This is a genomic window from Mesorhizobium sp. B263B2A, from assembly GCF_020165775.1.
GTDB lineage: Bacteria > Pseudomonadota > Alphaproteobacteria > Rhizobiales > Rhizobiaceae > Mesorhizobium > Mesorhizobium opportunistum.
Map to the genome: position 1 here is coordinate 25017 of NZ_JAIUIU010000040.1, position 16805 is coordinate 41821.

The window sequence follows — 16805 nt, forward strand, 5'->3', positions numbered from 1 at the left end:
ACCACCCTTGCCGCACTGCAAAAAAATTGAACGCATGATCCGTATTGGGCAAGTCTCCAATTTCCGATGGAGATTGTCGCCTGCTCATAGCCGGTCAGACGCTGGCGGCTACGGGCGATGCGAGCGACGCGGCGAGTTGAACCAGCTCGACCTGCCGCCGCACGCCGGTCTTCTCGAACAGCCGCAACAGATGCGTCCTGACCGTGCTGCGGCCGATGTTGAGAGCATCCGACGTCTCCTCAACCGTGCGGCCCGCCGCGATCTGCTCGAAGACGCGCGCCTCAGCCGGCGTCAGGCCGAACAGCGCGGCGACCAGCGCGGTCGGCGCGACAAAGGGTGTATCCGCGCGTGCCACAAACACCGCCGCGACCACGCTGGCATCGAACGCCCCGCGCCCCGGGCGCAGCGGCAGGACATGCAAGGCTCCAGCCGAGCCGTCGCGCCAGCGCATTGGAACTCCCAACCCCTTGCGGCCGATGGCGCTCTCGTCCTGCGCTGCCTGGGATACCGCGACGGCCAGCGCGCTGGACACGGCGGAAACGCTGGGGGTCAAAACCCCGTTGCGGATGTTCAGCAGCTCGCCCCCGGCGACAATCGCATGCGCTGCCGGATTGGCATGCACGACATGCAGATCCGCGGTGGTGAGAAAGACCGGTGCCGTCAGCGTGTCGAGCACCGACTCGAAGGTCGACCGGGCCATCGCCGCCATGTCCAGCAGCCGGTTGATCGTCGCGGCGCGCTGGAGATGCGGGATCAACAAGCGGGCGGCCTCGATCTGCAGATCGCTGATGGGAGGGGCATCGACATGGCGACTGAAGGACAGCGAGCCGAGACCACGCCCATCCCGCGCGAGCGGCAGTGCCAGGGAATCGATCATGCCTTGCGGTCTGCCGAGCTCCACAAAATAGCGGTTCGTCGTGATGTCGAGGTTGGGATTGAGCTGGCTCAACACCGCCGGCCGATCCATCGGCAGCGAGCCTACCACCGCCATGCCACCCCATAGCTCGACGATTTCAGCGCCGTAGCTGACCATCTGGTCGACATAGGGCTGCGGGATGTTGCTGGTTACGTTGACCAGCACCTCGCCCGACGGCAACGCTTGCAGGCGGATGGCGGCGGTCCCGAAGCCAAGCGCGATGCGCATCTCCTCGATCGCGACGGGCCAGCGAGAGGGATCGATCGCGGCGTCGTAGATCAGCCCGATCAGTTCGGACAACTGAGCCATCGAGAAAGCAGAGTGCATCGCACCATCCCTTGCTGCATGGCAGCAAAATGAACGCATGATCCGGATCGGGCAAGCCCTGTCATCTCACAAGGGAGATGGTGATCCAGTCTTTGGCGGTACCATCGGGCTTTGGCCGTCGCTATCCACCGAATGGTGGAAGACGCGGTATTTTCTTTGTGTTCGTTTGCGCCCGTCGGGTGCTGCGGTCCTGCGCGGAATTCGAGGGCATCGGTGTTTTGCAAGGCGACTGCTGTCGGGGGACGACAGCACGAACGGTCGGTAGCGCACTGCTTTATTTCAGCCCAGCCATGGCCGGAGCCTCTCCACCGGCCTGGCCATCGCGCGGGACCGCGAGCCGGCGAGACTTGGTTGATCATTTGGAGGCGAGGGCTTTGAGCGTGATTGCGGAAACGAGCGAACGGGCGAGCATACCGGAAGACGCCATTGCCGGGACAAGGATCAGAACTGTGGCGCCGACGCGTCCTCTGCGACAACACATTGCATCGATGTCTGCCGCAACAGCGGCTTTCGTGCGCGCGGCATCCTCCCAAGTGCCCGCTCTCGGGGCCCCAGCCATCATGGCTGTCGTGGCTGCCGGCTTCGTCGCCTTCGCGCCCGGCACGGCGCGCGCGGCAGGAGTCATCTGCCAGGATTTCAATGGTCAGGATGGTGGAGCGGCTTTCGCGCAGACGTCATCCGGCGGCACCGCATGCGGAAGATCCGCCAATAGCAATGGCACTCTCTCGGTTGCGATGGGCAATGGCGCGGGTGCCTTCGGGGACAACAGCGTGGCGCTCGGCGTCAACGCCGGCGCAGGCGGGCTTGTTTTCGACACGAACGCGGGCGGCCTGACCACCGACTATAACAATGCGAACACGACGGCCATCGGCACTGGGGCCGAGGCCGGCGCCGGCGGGGCGAACCAGGCCAATGCCACCGCCCTCGGCACCGCGTCCCAGGCGAATGCCGTGAACGCCACCGCCCTTGGCAGCTCGGCCCAGGCGAACGGCGGCAACGCCACGGCCGTTGGCAACGGGGCTACGGCAAATGCCGCGAATGCAATTGCCCTCGGCGACGCTGCGACGGCCAATTTTGACAACTCCATCGCCATCGGCGTGGGCGCAACGACGACGCGCGACAACCAGGTCATGCTTGGCAATGGCCTCAATACCTACACGCTGACCGGCGTCGCTTCGCAGGCAAGCAAGGCCGCGCAGGCCGGTCCTACCTATCTGATGACGACGGACAGCACCGGCAATCTGGCGGCGTCGACGTTCGATGTGGCGACGCTTGCGAACCTGCCGGCACAGGTCGCCCAGAACAGCAGCGATATCAGCACGCTGAACAGCACTGTGAGCAGCCACACGAGCGAACTCGCCGATCACGAAACGCGCATCGCCAACAACACCACCGCGATTGCGCTGCACACGATCGAGATCGCGGACCTCGACACGCGGGTAACGACCAACACCACCAACATCACTCATCTCGACGGCCGCGTCGGCGCGCTCGAGGCCGGCTTCCAGGGCCTCGGTGATCAGATCAGCGAAAACCGCACGGAAGCGCGTGCCGGCACCGCGCTGGCGCTGGCGACGGCGGGGCTGCGCTACGACGACAGGCCTGAAAAACTGTCGCTCGCCGGCGGCTTCGGCCACTTCAAGGGTCAATCCGGCCTGGCGCTTGGCCTTGGCTACAACACCAGCGAGGACTTCCGCCTCAACGCCGCTCTGTCGGCCACCACCAGCCATGGCGATGTCGGCGTCAGCGTCGGGGCGTCATGGACGCTGAACTGATGCGGTCGGCATGATCCGAGGTGCGAGGGGGCTGGCTTGAAAAAGCCGCTGGCGGCCGCGTTCCCACAGACGCGGTCGCCTGTCTCCCCGCCGGCGGCTCGATCTCGGATGAACTTCAGAGGCCACATGAAGCACCCGCAATCTTCATCGGTCAGGCGGATGGCGCGGGCGGCCGCGACAGCCTTGCTGTCGCTCGGCCTGTTGGCGGCATCCCAGGGCGCTGCGGTGGCGCAGGCCAAAAAGACGGAGAAGGGCGACAAGGTCCACGCCGCCCGCCCGGCCAACATCGACCGCAACGGCGTGCTGATCCTGATCCGGGGCACGCTGCTGGCGCTCGACCAGGCCAACAAGACCGGCAACTATACGGTGCTGCGCGATCTCGGCTCGCCGAATTTCCAGGCCAACAGTGCCGCCCAACTCGGCGACATCTTCGCCAACCAACGCAAGCAGGCGCTCGACTTCGGAGCCGTCGCCGTGCTTGAGCCGCAACTGATCCTGCTGCCGCAGATCGAACCGAACGGCATGCTGCACATGGCTGGGTTTTTCCCGTCGGTGCCAATGCAGGTCAATTTCGAGCTATTGTTCGAACCGGCTAACCGACAGTGGAAGATCTACGGCGTGTCGGTCAACCTGACGTCCGGAGCGCCGCAGGCACCCGACACACCCGTCGCCGGGCAACAGAAACCCGACGAGGCCGCCCCGCCGCCGGATGCACCCTCGATGACCGTGCAGCCGAAGAAGGCGGCGAAGCCTTGAAGCGGCACGCGCATGCGGCCGCCGCTAGAGCAATTCCAGCCGCAGCGCGCTTGCCAGCAGCGACAGTGCGAAGACCAACAGGCCCGAGCTGAAGACGAGGTTGACGGTGCGCAGCCCGCGCGCGCTGAGCCGCTTGCGCAGATGGTTGGTGGCCAGCGTCAGCGTCGTCCACCAGGCCGCCGAGCCGAGCAGCACGCCGGCCGAGACAATGGCCAGGCTTTCCCAGGACGGGATGCCGGCTCCCAGTATGCCCGGCGTCAGCGTGAAGAAGCCGAGCAGCGTCATTGGGTTGCCCAGCGTCCAGAACAACCCTGTCACATAGGCCCGGCCCGATGGCATGCGCCGCTGCTGGCCAGCGTCCAGCGACGGCGTCAGCCGCGCCGCCGTCACCGCCATGTAGAGCAGGAACATGCCCGCGCAGAGCTGCAGCAGCATGTGCCAGCCGATCAGCACATGCGCCACCGCCCCAAGCCCGGCGGCGGCAATGGAGGCATAGACCGAGTGTGTGGTCGCCGCCCCATAGCCGGTCGCCAGACCCGGTGCGATGCCGCCCGCGATCGTGCGCTGCACGCATAAAAGGCCGGTGGGACCGATGGGAGCCGCGACCGCGAAACCCAGCAAGGCCCCACGCATCGCACTCAGGAAAAGTTCCGCTGTGCAGGACATGCCGACAGATCTTCCTTTGGCCGCACGTCGTCGGGATTCCCGGCCAGGCGACACCCTGGCCAGATGCCGGCCAAGGCCGGCAACGGGCGCCCCGCTTTCGCGAGCTGCTTCGATGTTCTTCGGGTAAGACGGCCGTTGGCGGGGCTGACAAGCACGTCGTCTTGAAGTTTCTCTCCAAGTATTAGCTAGATGTAATGTGTCTGCGCATAGACGCCGTTCCGTCCTGTGGGTTCAAGACCTGGCTGATGTGCCGACGCATTACTGGCGGCGGAGAAATGCAATTCTCCCGATGCGCCTCACGTGCCTTGAACTCAGTTCAACCTCAAGCCGGCGCAGCCAATCACAAAACAGGCATCGCGGCGTCCACCATTTGGATTAGGCTTGACTCCCAACTTCTATTTTTTTCTACTGACTTTCAGTTGGCTTTCGGTGTGCCCCACCTCCGCGTCGGCTTCAGACAGCAAATCGCAAAATCGAACGAGGGATTGATCCCGTTGAAGCGATGTCGGCGCAGCAGCACGCGATGCTTGACAGTGACCGTCAACCCGTGCGGGCCGGCATGAACGGCGACATGACTGGCCGCTCCTATCCGGCGGAGCGCATTTCGGAACTCATCGGCACGATTTACGATTGCGTCCTCGATCCGGCGCGATGGCAATCGGTGGTCGAAAGCATCCGCACCGAGCTGGACTTCTGCTACGCGGTTCTCGGCGTGTATCCGCTTCCGGGCGGGGAGGTTACGCTCGGCGTCGCAACCGGCATCGATTCGGTGAAGCTCGGCGAGCTTCCCGCTTACGGCCAGGACCTCGTCGATCTCTGGGGTGGTGACACCAAGGTAAAGCAATATCCGCTCGAGGAACCGATCGCGCAGTCGCAGGCCGTGCCGGATGCCGCGCTTGTCGCCAGCCGCTATTTTCTCGAATGGGCGCAGCCGCAAGGGGTGGTCGACGCGGTCGCGATCGGATTGGAGCGCAATGCGCGCATGGTTTCCACGCTTTCCTTCGGACGGCATGAGACGGCCGGCATCGTCGGCAGCGCCGAACTCGACGCCTTGCGTCTCCTGGCCCCGCATTTTCGGCGCGCCATCGCCATCGGCCAGCTGCTCGAACTGCAATCGATAGCCGCCGCCAACGTGTCATCGGTGCTGGACGGCCTCTCGGTCGGCGTCGTGCTGGTCGATGAACTGATGACCCTGGTCCACGCCAATCCGGTCGCCGAGGCCATGCTGGCCCGCAAGGACCCGATCAAGGTCAGCAATGGCCGCCTTGTCGTCTCGGACGCCTCGCCCGCGATCTCGTCGGCGATAGAGGACGCGGTCGCCCAGGCCGCCGGCAACGAGGCCGCGCTCGGGCGCCGCGGCGGCACCGGTTTTCCGACACGTGGCCTGTCGGGAGAACCGCGCATCATCCATGTCCTGCCGCTGAAGCGGCGCGAAAGTCGTCCCGGCCTGTTCCGGCGAGCGATAGCGGCCCTCTTCGTCGCTCCGGTCGACAGACCGATAAGTCTTCCCTTCGATGCGTTCGCGGCCCTCTACGGCCTGACCCCCGCCGAGGTTCGCATCGTGGAACTGATCGTCGCCGGCCGCACCCAGCGCGAGATCGCAAAGGCTCTTGGCCTGGCGAGCGCCACGGTCAAGACACATCTCCTGCATGTTTTCGAGAAGACCGATGTTCGCCGCCAGGTCGATCTCGTCAGGCTTGTCGCATCGCTGGCATCGCCGCTCTGACCATTCGCACCTGGGAGGGCACGATCACGGGATGACCAGCCAAAGGCAGCCGATCCCGTGTTGCATCATTGCAGGGGAGAATTCCCAATTTGGCAAACAGGAGGCAAATCCATGCTGCAAATGGCTTGTGATTTGACAACTCGTTCCACGTACCGGAGGTTAAGTATAGTAATCTTATCGACATAGAGAGCCGGAGACGACGATGAGAGGCCAGACCGACCGTATCGGGGCGATCGCCGGCGGCGCCGGGCTCCAGCCGCGGGCCTCGGGGCACGCAAGCCGCGTTTCTGTGTCCGTGGCGTCACAAGCCGGGCCTAAAATGGCCGCAACGGCTTGAAAACCAAGCAAGATCAATCGCAATTGGCTTGTATATCATGTCACTAGAATTTATGTGTCATGGATGCTTGGACGCGGCGGGGAGGCACGCCAGGCGTTTCGCAACGGATGGCTCGAGGCCATCGCATGACAGAGAAACGTTCGGTTCATGCTCACCAAAAAAGGCAAGTACGGCCTTAAGGCGCTGGTCCACCTGGCGCGGATGCCGGCCGGACAGCTCGCTTTCGTCGGCGATATCGCGACCGGCAACAACATCCCGAAGAAATTCCTTGACGCCATCCTGGGCGAGCTGCGCAATGCCGGCTTCGTCCAGAGCCGCAAGGGCAAGGACGGTGGTTATCGCCTGGCGCGGCCGGCCGACGAGATCAAGATCGGCCACGTCGTACGCGTGCTCGACGGTCCGCTGGCGCCAATTCCATGCGCCAGCCGCACACAATATCAGCGCTGTGAAGACTGCAACGAGGCGACATGCCAAGTCCGACATCTGATGCTCGAGGTCCGGCAGGCGATCGCCGAGGTGCTCGACCAGCGCAGCCTGGCCGAAATGCGCGATATCGGCTTCGACGACCTTGCGGACGCGACGGGCAGCGACGACCTTACGGTTGCGAGGGACATCGACGACCTTGCAGTCGCCGTGAAGCTCAAGGCCTGACGCCTCGCATCCTGACAGTTCGCATCCTGACAGTTCGCATGGGGCTGGAACGCGCATGAGCGGGCGCGCCAATTCCATCATCATCGTCGGCGGCGGCGCCAGCGGCGTCGTGCTGGCGGCGCATCTGTTGAAATCGCCCAATCCCGATCTGCGCGTGACGCTGGTCGAAAAGCGCCCGCATTTCGGCCAGGGCATTGCCTATTCCACGCTGCTGTCGGCGCATGTGCTCAATGTCAGCGCCGCCGGCATGAGTGCCTATGCCGACGATCCCGGCAATTTCTGGCGCTGGCTGCTGGAGCGCGGCCTTGCCACCCAGGACCAGGCGCCGGTCTATGCGCCGCGCAGCGTCTATGCGCGTTATCTCGGCGAACTGCTCGACGAACTCGAGGCCCGCGAACTCAAGACGGGGCGGCTTCGCCTGATCCGCGAGGAAAGCCTGTCGATCACCCCCACCGCGTCCGGCGTCGAGGTCGCGCTCGCCAACGGCACCAGCGTCGTCGCCCATCTTGCGGTGCTGGCCACCGGCCATGACGAGGAGCCGGCCCAAGGCCATGCGATCCGGATGGGCTCGGAAGCCGACACCGCGCTCGCCCCGGACAGCAGCGTCATGGTGCTGGGCACCGGCCTCAGCATGGTCGACGCGTTCCTGGCGCTGGAACAGCGCGGCCATCGCGGCGACATCGTCGCGGTGTCGCGGCGCGGCTTGCTGCCCTCGCCGCACCGCAAGGGCAACCCGATCAAGCTCGACGTCGCCGACATCCCGCTCGGCACCCAGCTTTCCTATTTCGTCGGCTGGTTCCGCAAGCTGATCAAGGAAAACCAGAAGGCCGGCGTCGACTGGCGCGACGTGGTCGACGGCCTCAGGCCGTTCAACCAGAAGATCTGGCAGAACTGGCCATCCTCGGCCAAGCGCCGCTTCGTCGAACACACCAAGGCGTGGTGGGACATCCACCGCCACCGCATGGCGCCCGAAGTCTACGCCCGGGTGACGCAGGCCGTGCAGTCCGGCCGCATCCGGCTGGTGGCCGGACGCGTCATCGACATCGCACGCGGCGCGGAGTTCACGGTCAAGGTCCAGTCGCGCCACACGCAGCGCCTCGAGACCTTCGACGTCGCCCGCATCTATGATTGCTCGGGCATCGTGCGCGACATCTCGACCTCGTCGAACAGCGTGGTGCGCTCGCTGGTCGACCGCGGGCTGGCCCGGCCGGACCCGCTGCGCATCGGCCTCGACGTGTCGGCCAATTGCGAGATCATCGCCAGCGACGGCACGGTTTCGGCCAAGATCCTCGCCGTCGGCCCGCTGACCAGGGGCACTTTCTTCGAAATCGACGCCATCCCCGATATCCGCGTGCAGTGCGCGCGGCTGAGCAAGCGGCTCTTAGGCTGAGACAAACCTCTTGATGCCGGCGGGACAGCACCCCCCTCTGGCCTGCCGGCCATCTCCCCCGCAAGGAGGGAGATCTGCAGCTTCTCTGGTGGCCCCAACTTTGCCGTTGGAGATAGGCGAAAGCCGAGATGACGGCCAATCTCCCCCCTTGCGGGGGAGATGTCCGGCAGGACAGAGGGGGGTGCGTCCCGCCAATCGTTGGATTGGGAGGCTGGTGTACGCCACCGCCAGACCCGGAATTTCATTCCTTATCTGGCCGGCCGATTGGCACGATCTATCTTCTTTCCGACTGTAAACGGCCGGAAAAGAGGCTACGCTGCCGCCCAGCCTGCGAGGCGGTCGCTTGATCAGGGAGTTTCGATATGAGCAAGCACAAGATCGCCGCGCCTGACAGCGACCTCTCGGAAAGCGCGACATCCCGTCTGCGTTCGCCCTATAAATCGGTTCTCGACCTGATCGGCCAGACGCCGGTGGTCGAGCTGACCAAGTTCGACACGGGCAAGTGCCGGCTGTTCATCAAGCTCGAAAGCCAGAATCCGGGCGGCTCGATCAAGGACCGTATCGCGCTGTCGATGATTGCCGCGGCCGAGAAGGAGGGCAGGCTGAAGCCGGGCGGCACGATCGTCGAGGCGACCGCCGGCAATACCGGCCTTGGCCTTGCCCAGGTCGGCATCCCCAAGGGCTACCGCATCGTGCTGGTCGTGCCCGACAAGATGTCGCGTGAAAAGATCCAGCATCTGCGCGCGCTGGGCGCCGAGGTGCGCATGACGCGCTCCGATGTCGGCAAGGGGCACCCCGAATATTACCAGGACATGGCCGAGAAGATCGCGGCGGAGGTGCCCGGCGCCTTCTATGCCAACCAGTTCGCCAATCCGGCCAACCCGCTGGCGCATGAGACCACCACCGGCCCGGAAATCTTTTCGCAGCTTGATGGCGATGTCGACGCGGTGGTGGTCGGCGTCGGCTCGGGCGGCACGCTGACCGGCCTTGGCCGTTACTTCGCCAAGGTTTCCCCGAAGACCGAAATGGTGCTCGCCGATCCGGTCGGCTCGGTGCTGGCGCCCTTGATCAAGACCGGCAAGATGGAAGAGGCCGGCAGTTGGACGGTGGAAGGCATCGGCGAGGATTTCGTGCCGCCCAATGCCGATTTGTCGCTGGTCAAGAAGGCTTATTCGATCACCGACAAGCAGAGCATGCTGGCGGTGCGCGATCTCTTGTCCCGTGAAGGCATCCTGGCCGGCTCATCCTCGGGCACGCTTTTGTCGGCGGCCTTGCGCTATTGCCGCGAACAGACGACGGCCAAGCGCGTCGTCACCTTCGTCTGCGACAGCGGCAACAAATACCTGTCAAAGGTGTTCGACGATTTCTGGCTGGCCGAGCAGGGGCTGGCCGAGCACGAACAGCATGGCGATCTGCGCGACCTCGTCATGCGCACGCATCGCACCGGCGACACCGTCTCTATCGGCCCGGACGAAAGCCTGCTCAACGCCTATGGCCGCATGCGCCGTTCCGATGTCTCGCAGTTGCCGGTGCTCGACAATGGCAAGCTCGTCGGCATCGTCGACGAAAGCGATATTCTTGCTCATGTCGACGGTCCCTATGACGGGCGTTGGGAACGCTTCAACATGCCGGTGCGCACGGCGATGACTTCCAACCTGCACACGCTGCAGGCCAGCCAGACGCTGGATGCGCTGCTGCCGGTGTTCGACCGCAATGAGGTCGCCATCATCTTCGACGGCGACGAGTTCGTCGGCCTGATAACCCGCATCGATCTGATCAACCATTTGAGGCGCGCACGATGACTGAAAATCCCTCGCCATCGGGCAAAAACCGCCTGGCTTTTTCGACGCGCACCATCCATGGCGGCCAGAGCCACGATCCGCTGACCGGTGCCGTGATGGTGCCGATCTACGCCACCTCGACCTATGGCCAGCAGTCGCCCGGCGTTAACAAGGGCTTTGAATATGCCCGCAGCCAGAACCCGACGCGCTTTGCCTTCGAGCGCGCCGTGGCCGACCTCGAAAGCGGCTCGGCGGCCTTCGCCTTCGCCTCCGGGCTGGCCTCGATCGCCACCGTGCTGGAGCTGCTCGACAGCGGCGCGCATATCGTCGCCACCGACGACATCTATGGCGGTTCCTTCCGGCTGATGGAGCGGGTGCGCAAGCGCTCTGCCGATCTCAAGGTCTCGTTCGTCGATTTCACCGATCTTGCGGCGGTGGAGGCCGCGATCCGGCCGGAGACGAAGATGCTCTGGGTCGAGACGCCGACCAACCCGCTGCTGCGCATCGTCGACCTCGAAGGCGTCGCCGCACTGGCCAAGCGCAAGGGCATCCTGTCGGTCGCCGACAATACGTTTTGCAGCCCCTATATCCAGCGGCCGCTGGAACTCGGCATCGACATCGTGGTCCATTCGACGACCAAATATCTCAACGGCCATTCCGACATGGTCGGTGGCGTCGCCGTCGTCGGCGACAACAAGGAGCTGGCCGCCCAGCTGAAATTCCTGCAGAACGCCATCGGCGCCATATCGGGTCCGTTCGACAGCTTCCTGGCGCTGCGCGGCCTGAAGACACTGGCGCTCAGGATGGAGCGTCATTCCGACAACGGGCTGAAGATCGCGCAGTGGCTGGAAGCCCGCAAGGACATACGCCGCGTCATCTATCCCGGCCTCGCCAGCCACCCGCAGCACGCCATCGCCGTCCAGCAGATGTACGCCTTCGGCGGCATGATCACCGTCGTGCTGGACCGCGATCTTGCCGGGACAAAACGCTTCCTCGAACGAACGCAATTGTTCACGCTGGCCGAAAGCCTCGGCGGGGTCGAGAGCCTGATCGAACACCCGGCGCTGATGACGCATGGATCGATCCCGTCGGAGAAGCGGGCAGAGATCGGCATATCGGATTCGCTGGTGCGGCTATCGGCGGGAATCGAGGATGGCGACGATCTGATCGCGGATCTGGATCAGGCGCTGGGGGGATAGCCCATCCCCGGTTGACCCCGCACACCATCTGCCCGAATTGTAGCGCCCATGGCCACGCGCGAACCTCCGAAACCCACCGAACCCCTCACCTTCGCGGTGCTGGTGTTTCCCGGCTTTCCGATGATGGCGTTCAGCTCGGTGATCGAGCCGCTGCGCGCCGCCAATGTGCTGGCCAAGCGGCAGTGCTATCGCTGGATCATCGTCGGCGGCTCGAAAGGGGCGGTCGAGGCTTCGAACGGCGTCGTCATCCAGCCGGGCTTTTATGCCGAGGATGCGCCCAAGGTCGACCGCATCGTCGTCTGCTCGGGTGGCGATGCCGATCATCTCGTCGCCGAAGACGCCGCGAGCTGGATCCGCCGCAGCCTGCGCAATGGCGCGCATATCGGTGCGGTGGCGGATGCGGCGTTCTTTCTCGCCCGCGCGGGCCTGCTCGACGGCCATGCCTGCACCTTGCACTGGACCAGCCAGGCCGCCTTCACCGAGGCGTTCCCGAACATCGAGCTCAGGCGCGACCTCTATGTCATCGACCGCAAGCGCTTCACCTCGGCCGGCGGCGTCGGCAGCCTCGACATGATGCTGGAGATCGTCACCCGGGATTACGGCGCCGAGCTTGCCGCCGGCGTCGCCGAATGGTTCGTGCACAGCCAGTTGCGTTCCAGCGTCGACCGCAAGCTGATGCCGCTCAGGCTGCGCACCGGCGTGCAGAACGAGCTGGTGCTGTCGGCGATCGCCATCATGGAGGACGCGGTGGAGGAGCGGCTCGGCATGGCGGAGCTGACGGCCCGGCTCGGCGTCTCCTCCGACAAGCTCGAGCGCAGTTTTCGGTCCGAACTCGCCATCTCGCCCAACGGCTACTACCGGCGGCTCAGGCTGAAACGCGCCGCCGACCTCCTGGCGCACTCGACGCTCGCCGTGCGCGACGTGGCGCTGGCCTGCGGCTTCGCCTCGATGTCGAGCTTTGCCCGCGCGTTTCGCGAGGAGCATGGGCACGCGCCGAAACTGGCACGGAGGCATTAGTTTGCGCTCACTGACGCTATGAGAGGTTAGCGGGACAGCACCCCCCTCTGTCCTGCCGGACATCTCCCCCGCAAGGGGGGAGATTGGCAGTTTCAATGCCGCCGTTCACCTTACATCGCTGGAGATTGGCGAAAGCCGGAAATGACAGCTGATCTCCCCCCTTGCGGGGGAGATGCCCGGCAGGGCAGAGGGGGGTGCTGTCCCGCCAGCATCTCTCATTGGCCCAGCGGCATTCCGCACAACACACGCGGTTTTCCGCACAATGCTTCCGCCCCGCCTGCGCCATGCTCCCACCTCGCAACCACCCAAGGCCAGGCACCCCATGAGCATCGTCGTATTCGACCCCGACAGCACCGAGGACGTGGACTTCAAGGATCGCATGCGCCACCCCGCGGCGGCCGATTCGGCGGGCGGCATGTGGCTGTCGGACACCGAGCCGTCCTTCATCGATGCCGACGCCCTGCGCAAAGGCCGGCTGGCCAAGCTGCGTGGCTGGATGCGCGACGCCGGTTATGGCGGCGTCGTGCTGTTCGACCCTTACAACCAGCGTTACGCCACCGGCTCGCGCAACATGTTCGGCTATTTCCTGCGCAACTCGACCCGCTATTTCTTCATTCCGACCGAAGGGCCGATCGTGCTGTTCGAGTATCCGCAGAGCTACCATGTCTCGATGGTGCTCGACACGATCGACGAGGCGCGTCCTTCCAAGCTCGTCTGGTCGTCGGTCTCCGGCCGCGACGACGAGACCGCCGGTCCGTTCGCCGACGAGATCGCCGAACTCCTGAAGCAGCACGGCGGCGGCTCGATGAAGCTCGGGCTCGACCGCTGCAGCCATCTGCAGGCGTTGGCGCTGGAAAAGCGCGGCTGCGAGGTCAAGGATTGCCAGGGCGAGATCCTTGCCGTGCGCGCGGTGAAGACGCCGGAGGAGGTGAAGTGCCTGCAGGTGTCGATGGCTGGCGCCGAGGCCGCCGTCTACGCGGTGCGCGAGGCGATCAAACCCGGCGTCTCCGAAAACGAGCTGTTCGCCATCATGTATGGCGAGGTGATCCGCCAGGGCGGCGAGTTCATCGAGACGCGGCTGCTGACCTCCGGCCAGCGCACCAACCCGTGGTTCAACGAGGCCAGCGGCCGCAAGATCCGGCCCGGCGAACTTTTGGCGCTCGATACCGACACGATCGGCTGCTATGGCTATTATTCCGATTTCTCGCGCACCTTCCGCTGCGGGCCGGGCAAGCCGACCGACTACCAGAAGTCGCTCTACCGCATGGCGCATGACCAGGTTCAACACAACATTTCGATCGTCAAACCCGGCATGGCGTTCCGCGAGATCGCCGAGAAGGCGTGGAAGATCCCGGACCGCTTCGTCGACCAGCGCTACACCTCGGTCATGCACGGCGTCGGCATGCATGGCGAGACACCGTTCATTGCCCATGCCATGGATTACGAGACCTATGGCCGCGACGGCCATATCGTGCCAGGCATGGTGGTGAGCGTGGAAAGCTATATAGGCGAGAAGGGCGGCCGCGAGGGCGTCAAGCTGGAGGACGAGATCCTGATCACCGAGACTGGTACGGAGCTTCTGTCGCGCTTCCCCTATGAGGACGAGTTTCTGGAGAAGCAGGTTTGACGGTTGGCAACCAATGAGCGCCTCGTTCCTGTCCTGCCGGCATACGGAAGGGTCTTTGACTGCCTTGCCCATGCAACACCCAGGCGCATCCGCATGAAAAGCCCCATCTCCATCAAACGCGGCACCGTGGCCGCCGTCTTCATCGACCTGCAGGAGGAACACCGGCAGGATCCGCGCTATCTGGTCGAGGGCTTTGCCGGCATTCTCGCCAACGTCCAGCGCCTGCAGGCGGCGGCGCGGCAGAACCATGTGCCGCTCTATCACTGGGCCTATATCGTCGATCTCGACAAACAGGACCGGCCGTTTCACCCGGTCGGGGGGGACGGCAAGTCGGCCTTCTCCGACAAGAGCGATCCGCTGACCGAAATCTGCCAAGAGGTGGCGCCGGCCGAGGGCGAGGCGCTGCTGATCAAGGCCGAGGCTAGCGCCTTCCGTTCGGGGCCGGGTGCCGATCAGATCAAGGCAAGCGGCATCGAATGGCTTGTCGTCGCCGGCGTCTGGACGGAGGCCTGCATCGACGCATCCGTGAAGGACGCCGTGGCCAGGGGATTTCGCGTGCTGCTGGTCAAGGATGCCTGCGGCAGCGGCAGCGCGGCCATGCACCAGACCGGCATCCTCAACCTCGCCAACCGGCTCTATGGCGGCGCGGTCATCGATACCGACGGCGCCTGCCGGCTGCTGGCGGGCGAAAGCGTGACGGCCTGGCAGGTCGAGGGCTCGGTGCCGCTGCGCTTCAGCTTCGACAATGCGGCCGCGCTCTATGCCGAGCTTTGAATTGCCGGCATGACTGACAAGACCAGCCGCGGCGAATATGAGACACGGCTCGATCCGGCGCTGTGGGCCTATATCGACGCCATCAATGCCTGGTATCCGCCCGAAACCGTCGACCTGCCGATCGCCAAACAGCGCGCGATCTACGACCGCATGTGCCGGGCGCTGCGCCAGCCCTATCCGCCCGGCGTCATCGCCAAGGACGGGCTGATCGCTGCCGCCGGCCGCGACATTCCGGTTCGGCGTTACCAGCTCGCCGGCAGCGCGCCGCGCGCGACGGTGCTCTACTACCATGGCGGCGGCTTCATCCTTGGCGGGCTCAACAGCCATGACGACATCTGCGCGGAAATCTGTGCCGGCACCGGCTATGCCGTGCTGTCCGTCGACTACCGTCTGGCGCCCGAACATATCCACCCCGCCGCCTTCGACGATGCGCTGGCCGCCTTCGAATGGGCGGCCAAGACTGGCGAACCGATCGTGCTGTGCGGCGAGAGCGCCGGCGGCAATCTGGCGGCGGCGGTGGCGCAGGCGACGCGCGGTCATCCCCGCGCTGCGATCGGCCAGGTGCTGATCTATCCCGGCCTCGGCGGCGACGAGAGGTCCGGCTCCTATGTCGAACACGCCAACGCGCCGCTGCTGTCCGTCGGCGACATTGCTTTTTACCGCGACGTGCGGTCGGCCAAGCGGCAATCGCCCGACGACCCGACATTCTCGCCGCTGCGCGACAGAGATTTCTCCGGCCTGCCACCGACGGCGATCGTCATGGCTGAATGCGATCCGCTGTCATCCGATGGCGAGACCTATCGCGACCACATCCTGGCGGCCGGCGGCAAGGCATGGTGGCATGAAGAAAAACGCCTGGTGCACAGTTTTCTGCGCGCCCGCACCACGGTGCCGGCGGCGGCGCAAGCCTTTGGGCGCATCATTTCGGCTATCGCGGCTCTGGGTCGCGGCGAGTGGCCGTACTGACTCTTACGACGCCGCGGCCTTTGCCTCGGATGAAGTGGCCTTCAGCCAGAGCGCCTTTTCGCCGAGCGTGGCGACCATGGCGGCATGAGCAGCGCGCTCCGCCTCGGTCAGGCGCGGCAGCAACGGACCCGGGCGCACGGCGGCAATGATTTCGATGTGGCGGACATTTTCGCCGCGCTGCGCCGGCGCGGTCGCGCTGTCGAGGATGAGGGCGGCCTGCTTGCCACCGATCAGCTCGATATAGACCTCGGCCAGCAGTTCGGAATCGAGCAAGGCGCCGTGCTTGGTGCGCTTGGCGTTGTCGATGCCGTAGCGCCGGCAGAGCGCGTCGAGCGAGTTGGGGCCCATCGGATGCTTGCGGCGCGCCAGCGCCAGCGTGTCGACGACAAGGCCGGGATCGACGACGGGATGGCCGAGCCGGCCGAATTCGACGTTGAGGAAGCCGATATCGAAGGTCGCATTGTGCGCGACCAGCTTGGCGCCGTCGGTGAAGGCCAGCCATTCCTCGACGATCTCGGCAAAGGTCGGCTTGCCCGCGAGGTCGGCAGCGCTGATGCCGTGCACGGCTTGCGCCTCCGCATGGATCGCGCGCCCTTGAGGATTGATGTAGTGGTGGAAGGTGCGGCCGGTCGGGAACCGGTTGACCAGCTCGACGCCGCCCAGCTCGATCACGCGGTCGTCGCGCGAATCCAGGCCGGTGGTTTCTGTATCGAAGATGATCTCGCGCATCGAATCAGGTGCTCCTGGGGGCAGAATCGCCAGACCGGAACAAAATGGCAATGGCCAATGCCTGTTTTCCCTTCTCCCCTTGCGGGAGAAGGTGTCGCCGAAGACGACGGATGAGGGGTGTTCCAGCGAAAGCAGATGCCTCACTCCGCTGGAACACCCCTCATCCGT

14 protein-coding genes are annotated in these 16805 nt (G+C 64.9%); 11 read left to right on the plus strand and 3 right to left on the minus strand.

What is annotated here, in order from left to right; all coding sequences use genetic code 11:
* Window positions 1-94: 94 nt before the first annotated feature.
* Window positions 95-1216 (minus strand): helix-turn-helix transcriptional regulator, encoded by a 1122-nt coding sequence (locus LB568_RS31750; RefSeq protein ID WP_224732250.1) that lies wholly within the window; start codon window positions 1214-1216, stop codon window positions 95-97.
* 587 nt (window positions 1217-1803) lie between these two features.
* On the opposite strand from LB568_RS31750, the gene LB568_RS31755 reads away from it, so the two are divergent.
* Together LB568_RS31755 and LB568_RS31760 are read left to right on the plus strand one after the other, a co-directional pair.
* Window positions 1804-3018: a YadA-like family protein gene (locus LB568_RS31755; protein ID WP_224732251.1), complete on the plus strand. Its 1215-nt coding sequence runs from the start codon at window positions 1804-1806 to the stop codon at window positions 3016-3018.
* Between the two features lie 126 nt (window positions 3019-3144).
* Window positions 3145-3774, plus strand: a complete 630-nt coding sequence (locus LB568_RS31760) for a hypothetical protein (RefSeq protein WP_412033940.1) — start codon at window positions 3145-3147, stop codon at window positions 3772-3774.
* 24 nt (window positions 3775-3798) lie between these two features.
* Here the strand turns inward: LB568_RS31760 and LB568_RS31765 are convergent, their stop codons facing one another.
* Window positions 3799-4440, minus strand: coding sequence for a LysE family translocator (locus LB568_RS31765; RefSeq protein WP_013892115.1), 642 nt, complete (start codon window positions 4438-4440; stop codon window positions 3799-3801).
* Between the two features lie 523 nt (window positions 4441-4963).
* Here LB568_RS31765 and LB568_RS31770 point away from each other — a divergent pair.
* The 9 genes from LB568_RS31770 to LB568_RS31810 all read left to right on the plus strand — a co-directional run bounded on the left by LB568_RS31770 (window position 4964) and on the right by LB568_RS31810 (window position 15908).
* On the plus strand, window positions 4964-6166 hold the full coding sequence (locus tag LB568_RS31770) for a helix-turn-helix transcriptional regulator (RefSeq protein ID WP_224732253.1): 1203 nt from the start codon (window positions 4964-4966) through the stop codon (window positions 6164-6166).
* Between the two features lie 484 nt (window positions 6167-6650).
* Entirely contained in the window at window positions 6651-7154 is a 504-nt protein-coding gene (locus LB568_RS31775) for an RrF2 family transcriptional regulator (RefSeq protein WP_224732254.1), read from the plus strand.
* Window positions 7155-7209: 55 nt separating this feature from the next.
* Entirely contained in the window at window positions 7210-8544 is a 1335-nt protein-coding gene (locus LB568_RS31780) for an FAD/NAD(P)-binding protein (RefSeq protein WP_224732255.1), read from the plus strand.
* A 362-nt stretch (window positions 8545-8906) separates the two neighbouring features.
* A complete protein-coding gene (locus LB568_RS31785) occupies window positions 8907-10346 on the plus strand; it encodes a pyridoxal-phosphate dependent enzyme (RefSeq protein ID WP_224732256.1) in 1440 nt (479 codons plus the stop codon).
* Window positions 10343-11524: a trans-sulfuration enzyme family protein gene (locus LB568_RS31790; RefSeq protein WP_224732257.1), complete on the plus strand. Its 1182-nt coding sequence runs from the start codon at window positions 10343-10345 to the stop codon at window positions 11522-11524. The genes LB568_RS31785 and LB568_RS31790 overlap by 4 nt, the downstream gene beginning before the upstream one ends.
* Window positions 11525-11572: 48 nt before the next feature.
* Window positions 11573-12541: a GlxA family transcriptional regulator gene (locus LB568_RS31795; RefSeq protein WP_224732258.1), complete on the plus strand. Its 969-nt coding sequence runs from the start codon at window positions 11573-11575 to the stop codon at window positions 12539-12541.
* A 322-nt stretch (window positions 12542-12863) separates the two neighbouring features.
* Window positions 12864-14168 carry a M24 family metallopeptidase gene (locus LB568_RS31800; protein WP_224732259.1) on the plus strand — a complete coding sequence of 435 codons (1305 nt, stop codon included), beginning with the start codon at window positions 12864-12866 and terminating at the stop codon, window positions 14166-14168.
* 93 nt (window positions 14169-14261) lie between these two features.
* Window positions 14262-14942 carry an isochorismatase family protein gene (locus LB568_RS31805; RefSeq protein ID WP_224732260.1) on the plus strand — a complete coding sequence of 227 codons (681 nt, stop codon included), beginning with the start codon at window positions 14262-14264 and terminating at the stop codon, window positions 14940-14942.
* 9 nt (window positions 14943-14951) lie between these two features.
* Window positions 14952-15908: an alpha/beta hydrolase gene (locus tag LB568_RS31810; protein WP_224732261.1), complete on the plus strand. Its 957-nt coding sequence runs from the start codon at window positions 14952-14954 to the stop codon at window positions 15906-15908.
* A 3-nt stretch (window positions 15909-15911) separates the two neighbouring features.
* Here LB568_RS31810 and dnaQ read toward each other — a convergent pair whose 3' ends face one another.
* Window positions 15912-16637: a DNA polymerase III subunit epsilon gene (gene dnaQ, locus LB568_RS31815; protein ID WP_224732262.1), complete on the minus strand. Its 726-nt coding sequence runs from the start codon at window positions 16635-16637 to the stop codon at window positions 15912-15914.
* Between the last annotated feature and the right edge of the window lie 168 nt (window positions 16638-16805).

Bases quoted from the DNA above. Each gene is read 5' to 3' on its own strand.
- LB568_RS31795 (WP_224732258.1), top strand. From the start codon at position 11,573: ATGGCCACGCGCGAACCTCCGAAACCCACCGAACCCCTCACCTTCGCG.
- LB568_RS31760 (WP_412033940.1), top strand. From the start codon at position 3,145: ATGAAGCACCCGCAATCTTCATCGGTCAGGCGGATGGCGCGGGCGGCC.
- LB568_RS31780 (WP_224732255.1), top strand. From the start codon at position 7,210: ATGAGCGGGCGCGCCAATTCCATCATCATCGTCGGCGGCGGCGCCAGC.
- LB568_RS31790 (WP_224732257.1), top strand. From the start codon at position 10,343: ATGACTGAAAATCCCTCGCCATCGGGCAAAAACCGCCTGGCTTTTTCG.
- LB568_RS31785 (WP_224732256.1), top strand. From the start codon at position 8,907: ATGAGCAAGCACAAGATCGCCGCGCCTGACAGCGACCTCTCGGAAAGC.
- dnaQ (WP_224732262.1), bottom strand. From the start codon at position 16,637: ATGCGCGAGATCATCTTCGATACAGAAACCACCGGCCTGGATTCGCGC.
- LB568_RS31805 (WP_224732260.1), top strand. From the start codon at position 14,262: ATGAAAAGCCCCATCTCCATCAAACGCGGCACCGTGGCCGCCGTCTTC.
- LB568_RS31810 (WP_224732261.1), top strand. From the start codon at position 14,952: ATGACTGACAAGACCAGCCGCGGCGAATATGAGACACGGCTCGATCCG.
- LB568_RS31775 (WP_224732254.1), top strand. From the start codon at position 6,651: ATGCTCACCAAAAAAGGCAAGTACGGCCTTAAGGCGCTGGTCCACCTG.
- LB568_RS31765 (WP_013892115.1), bottom strand. From the start codon at position 4,440: ATGTCCTGCACAGCGGAACTTTTCCTGAGTGCGATGCGTGGGGCCTTG.
- LB568_RS31755 (WP_224732251.1), top strand. From the start codon at position 1,804: ATGGCTGTCGTGGCTGCCGGCTTCGTCGCCTTCGCGCCCGGCACGGCG.
- LB568_RS31770 (WP_224732253.1), top strand. From the start codon at position 4,964: ATGCTTGACAGTGACCGTCAACCCGTGCGGGCCGGCATGAACGGCGAC.
- LB568_RS31800 (WP_224732259.1), top strand. From the start codon at position 12,864: ATGAGCATCGTCGTATTCGACCCCGACAGCACCGAGGACGTGGACTTC.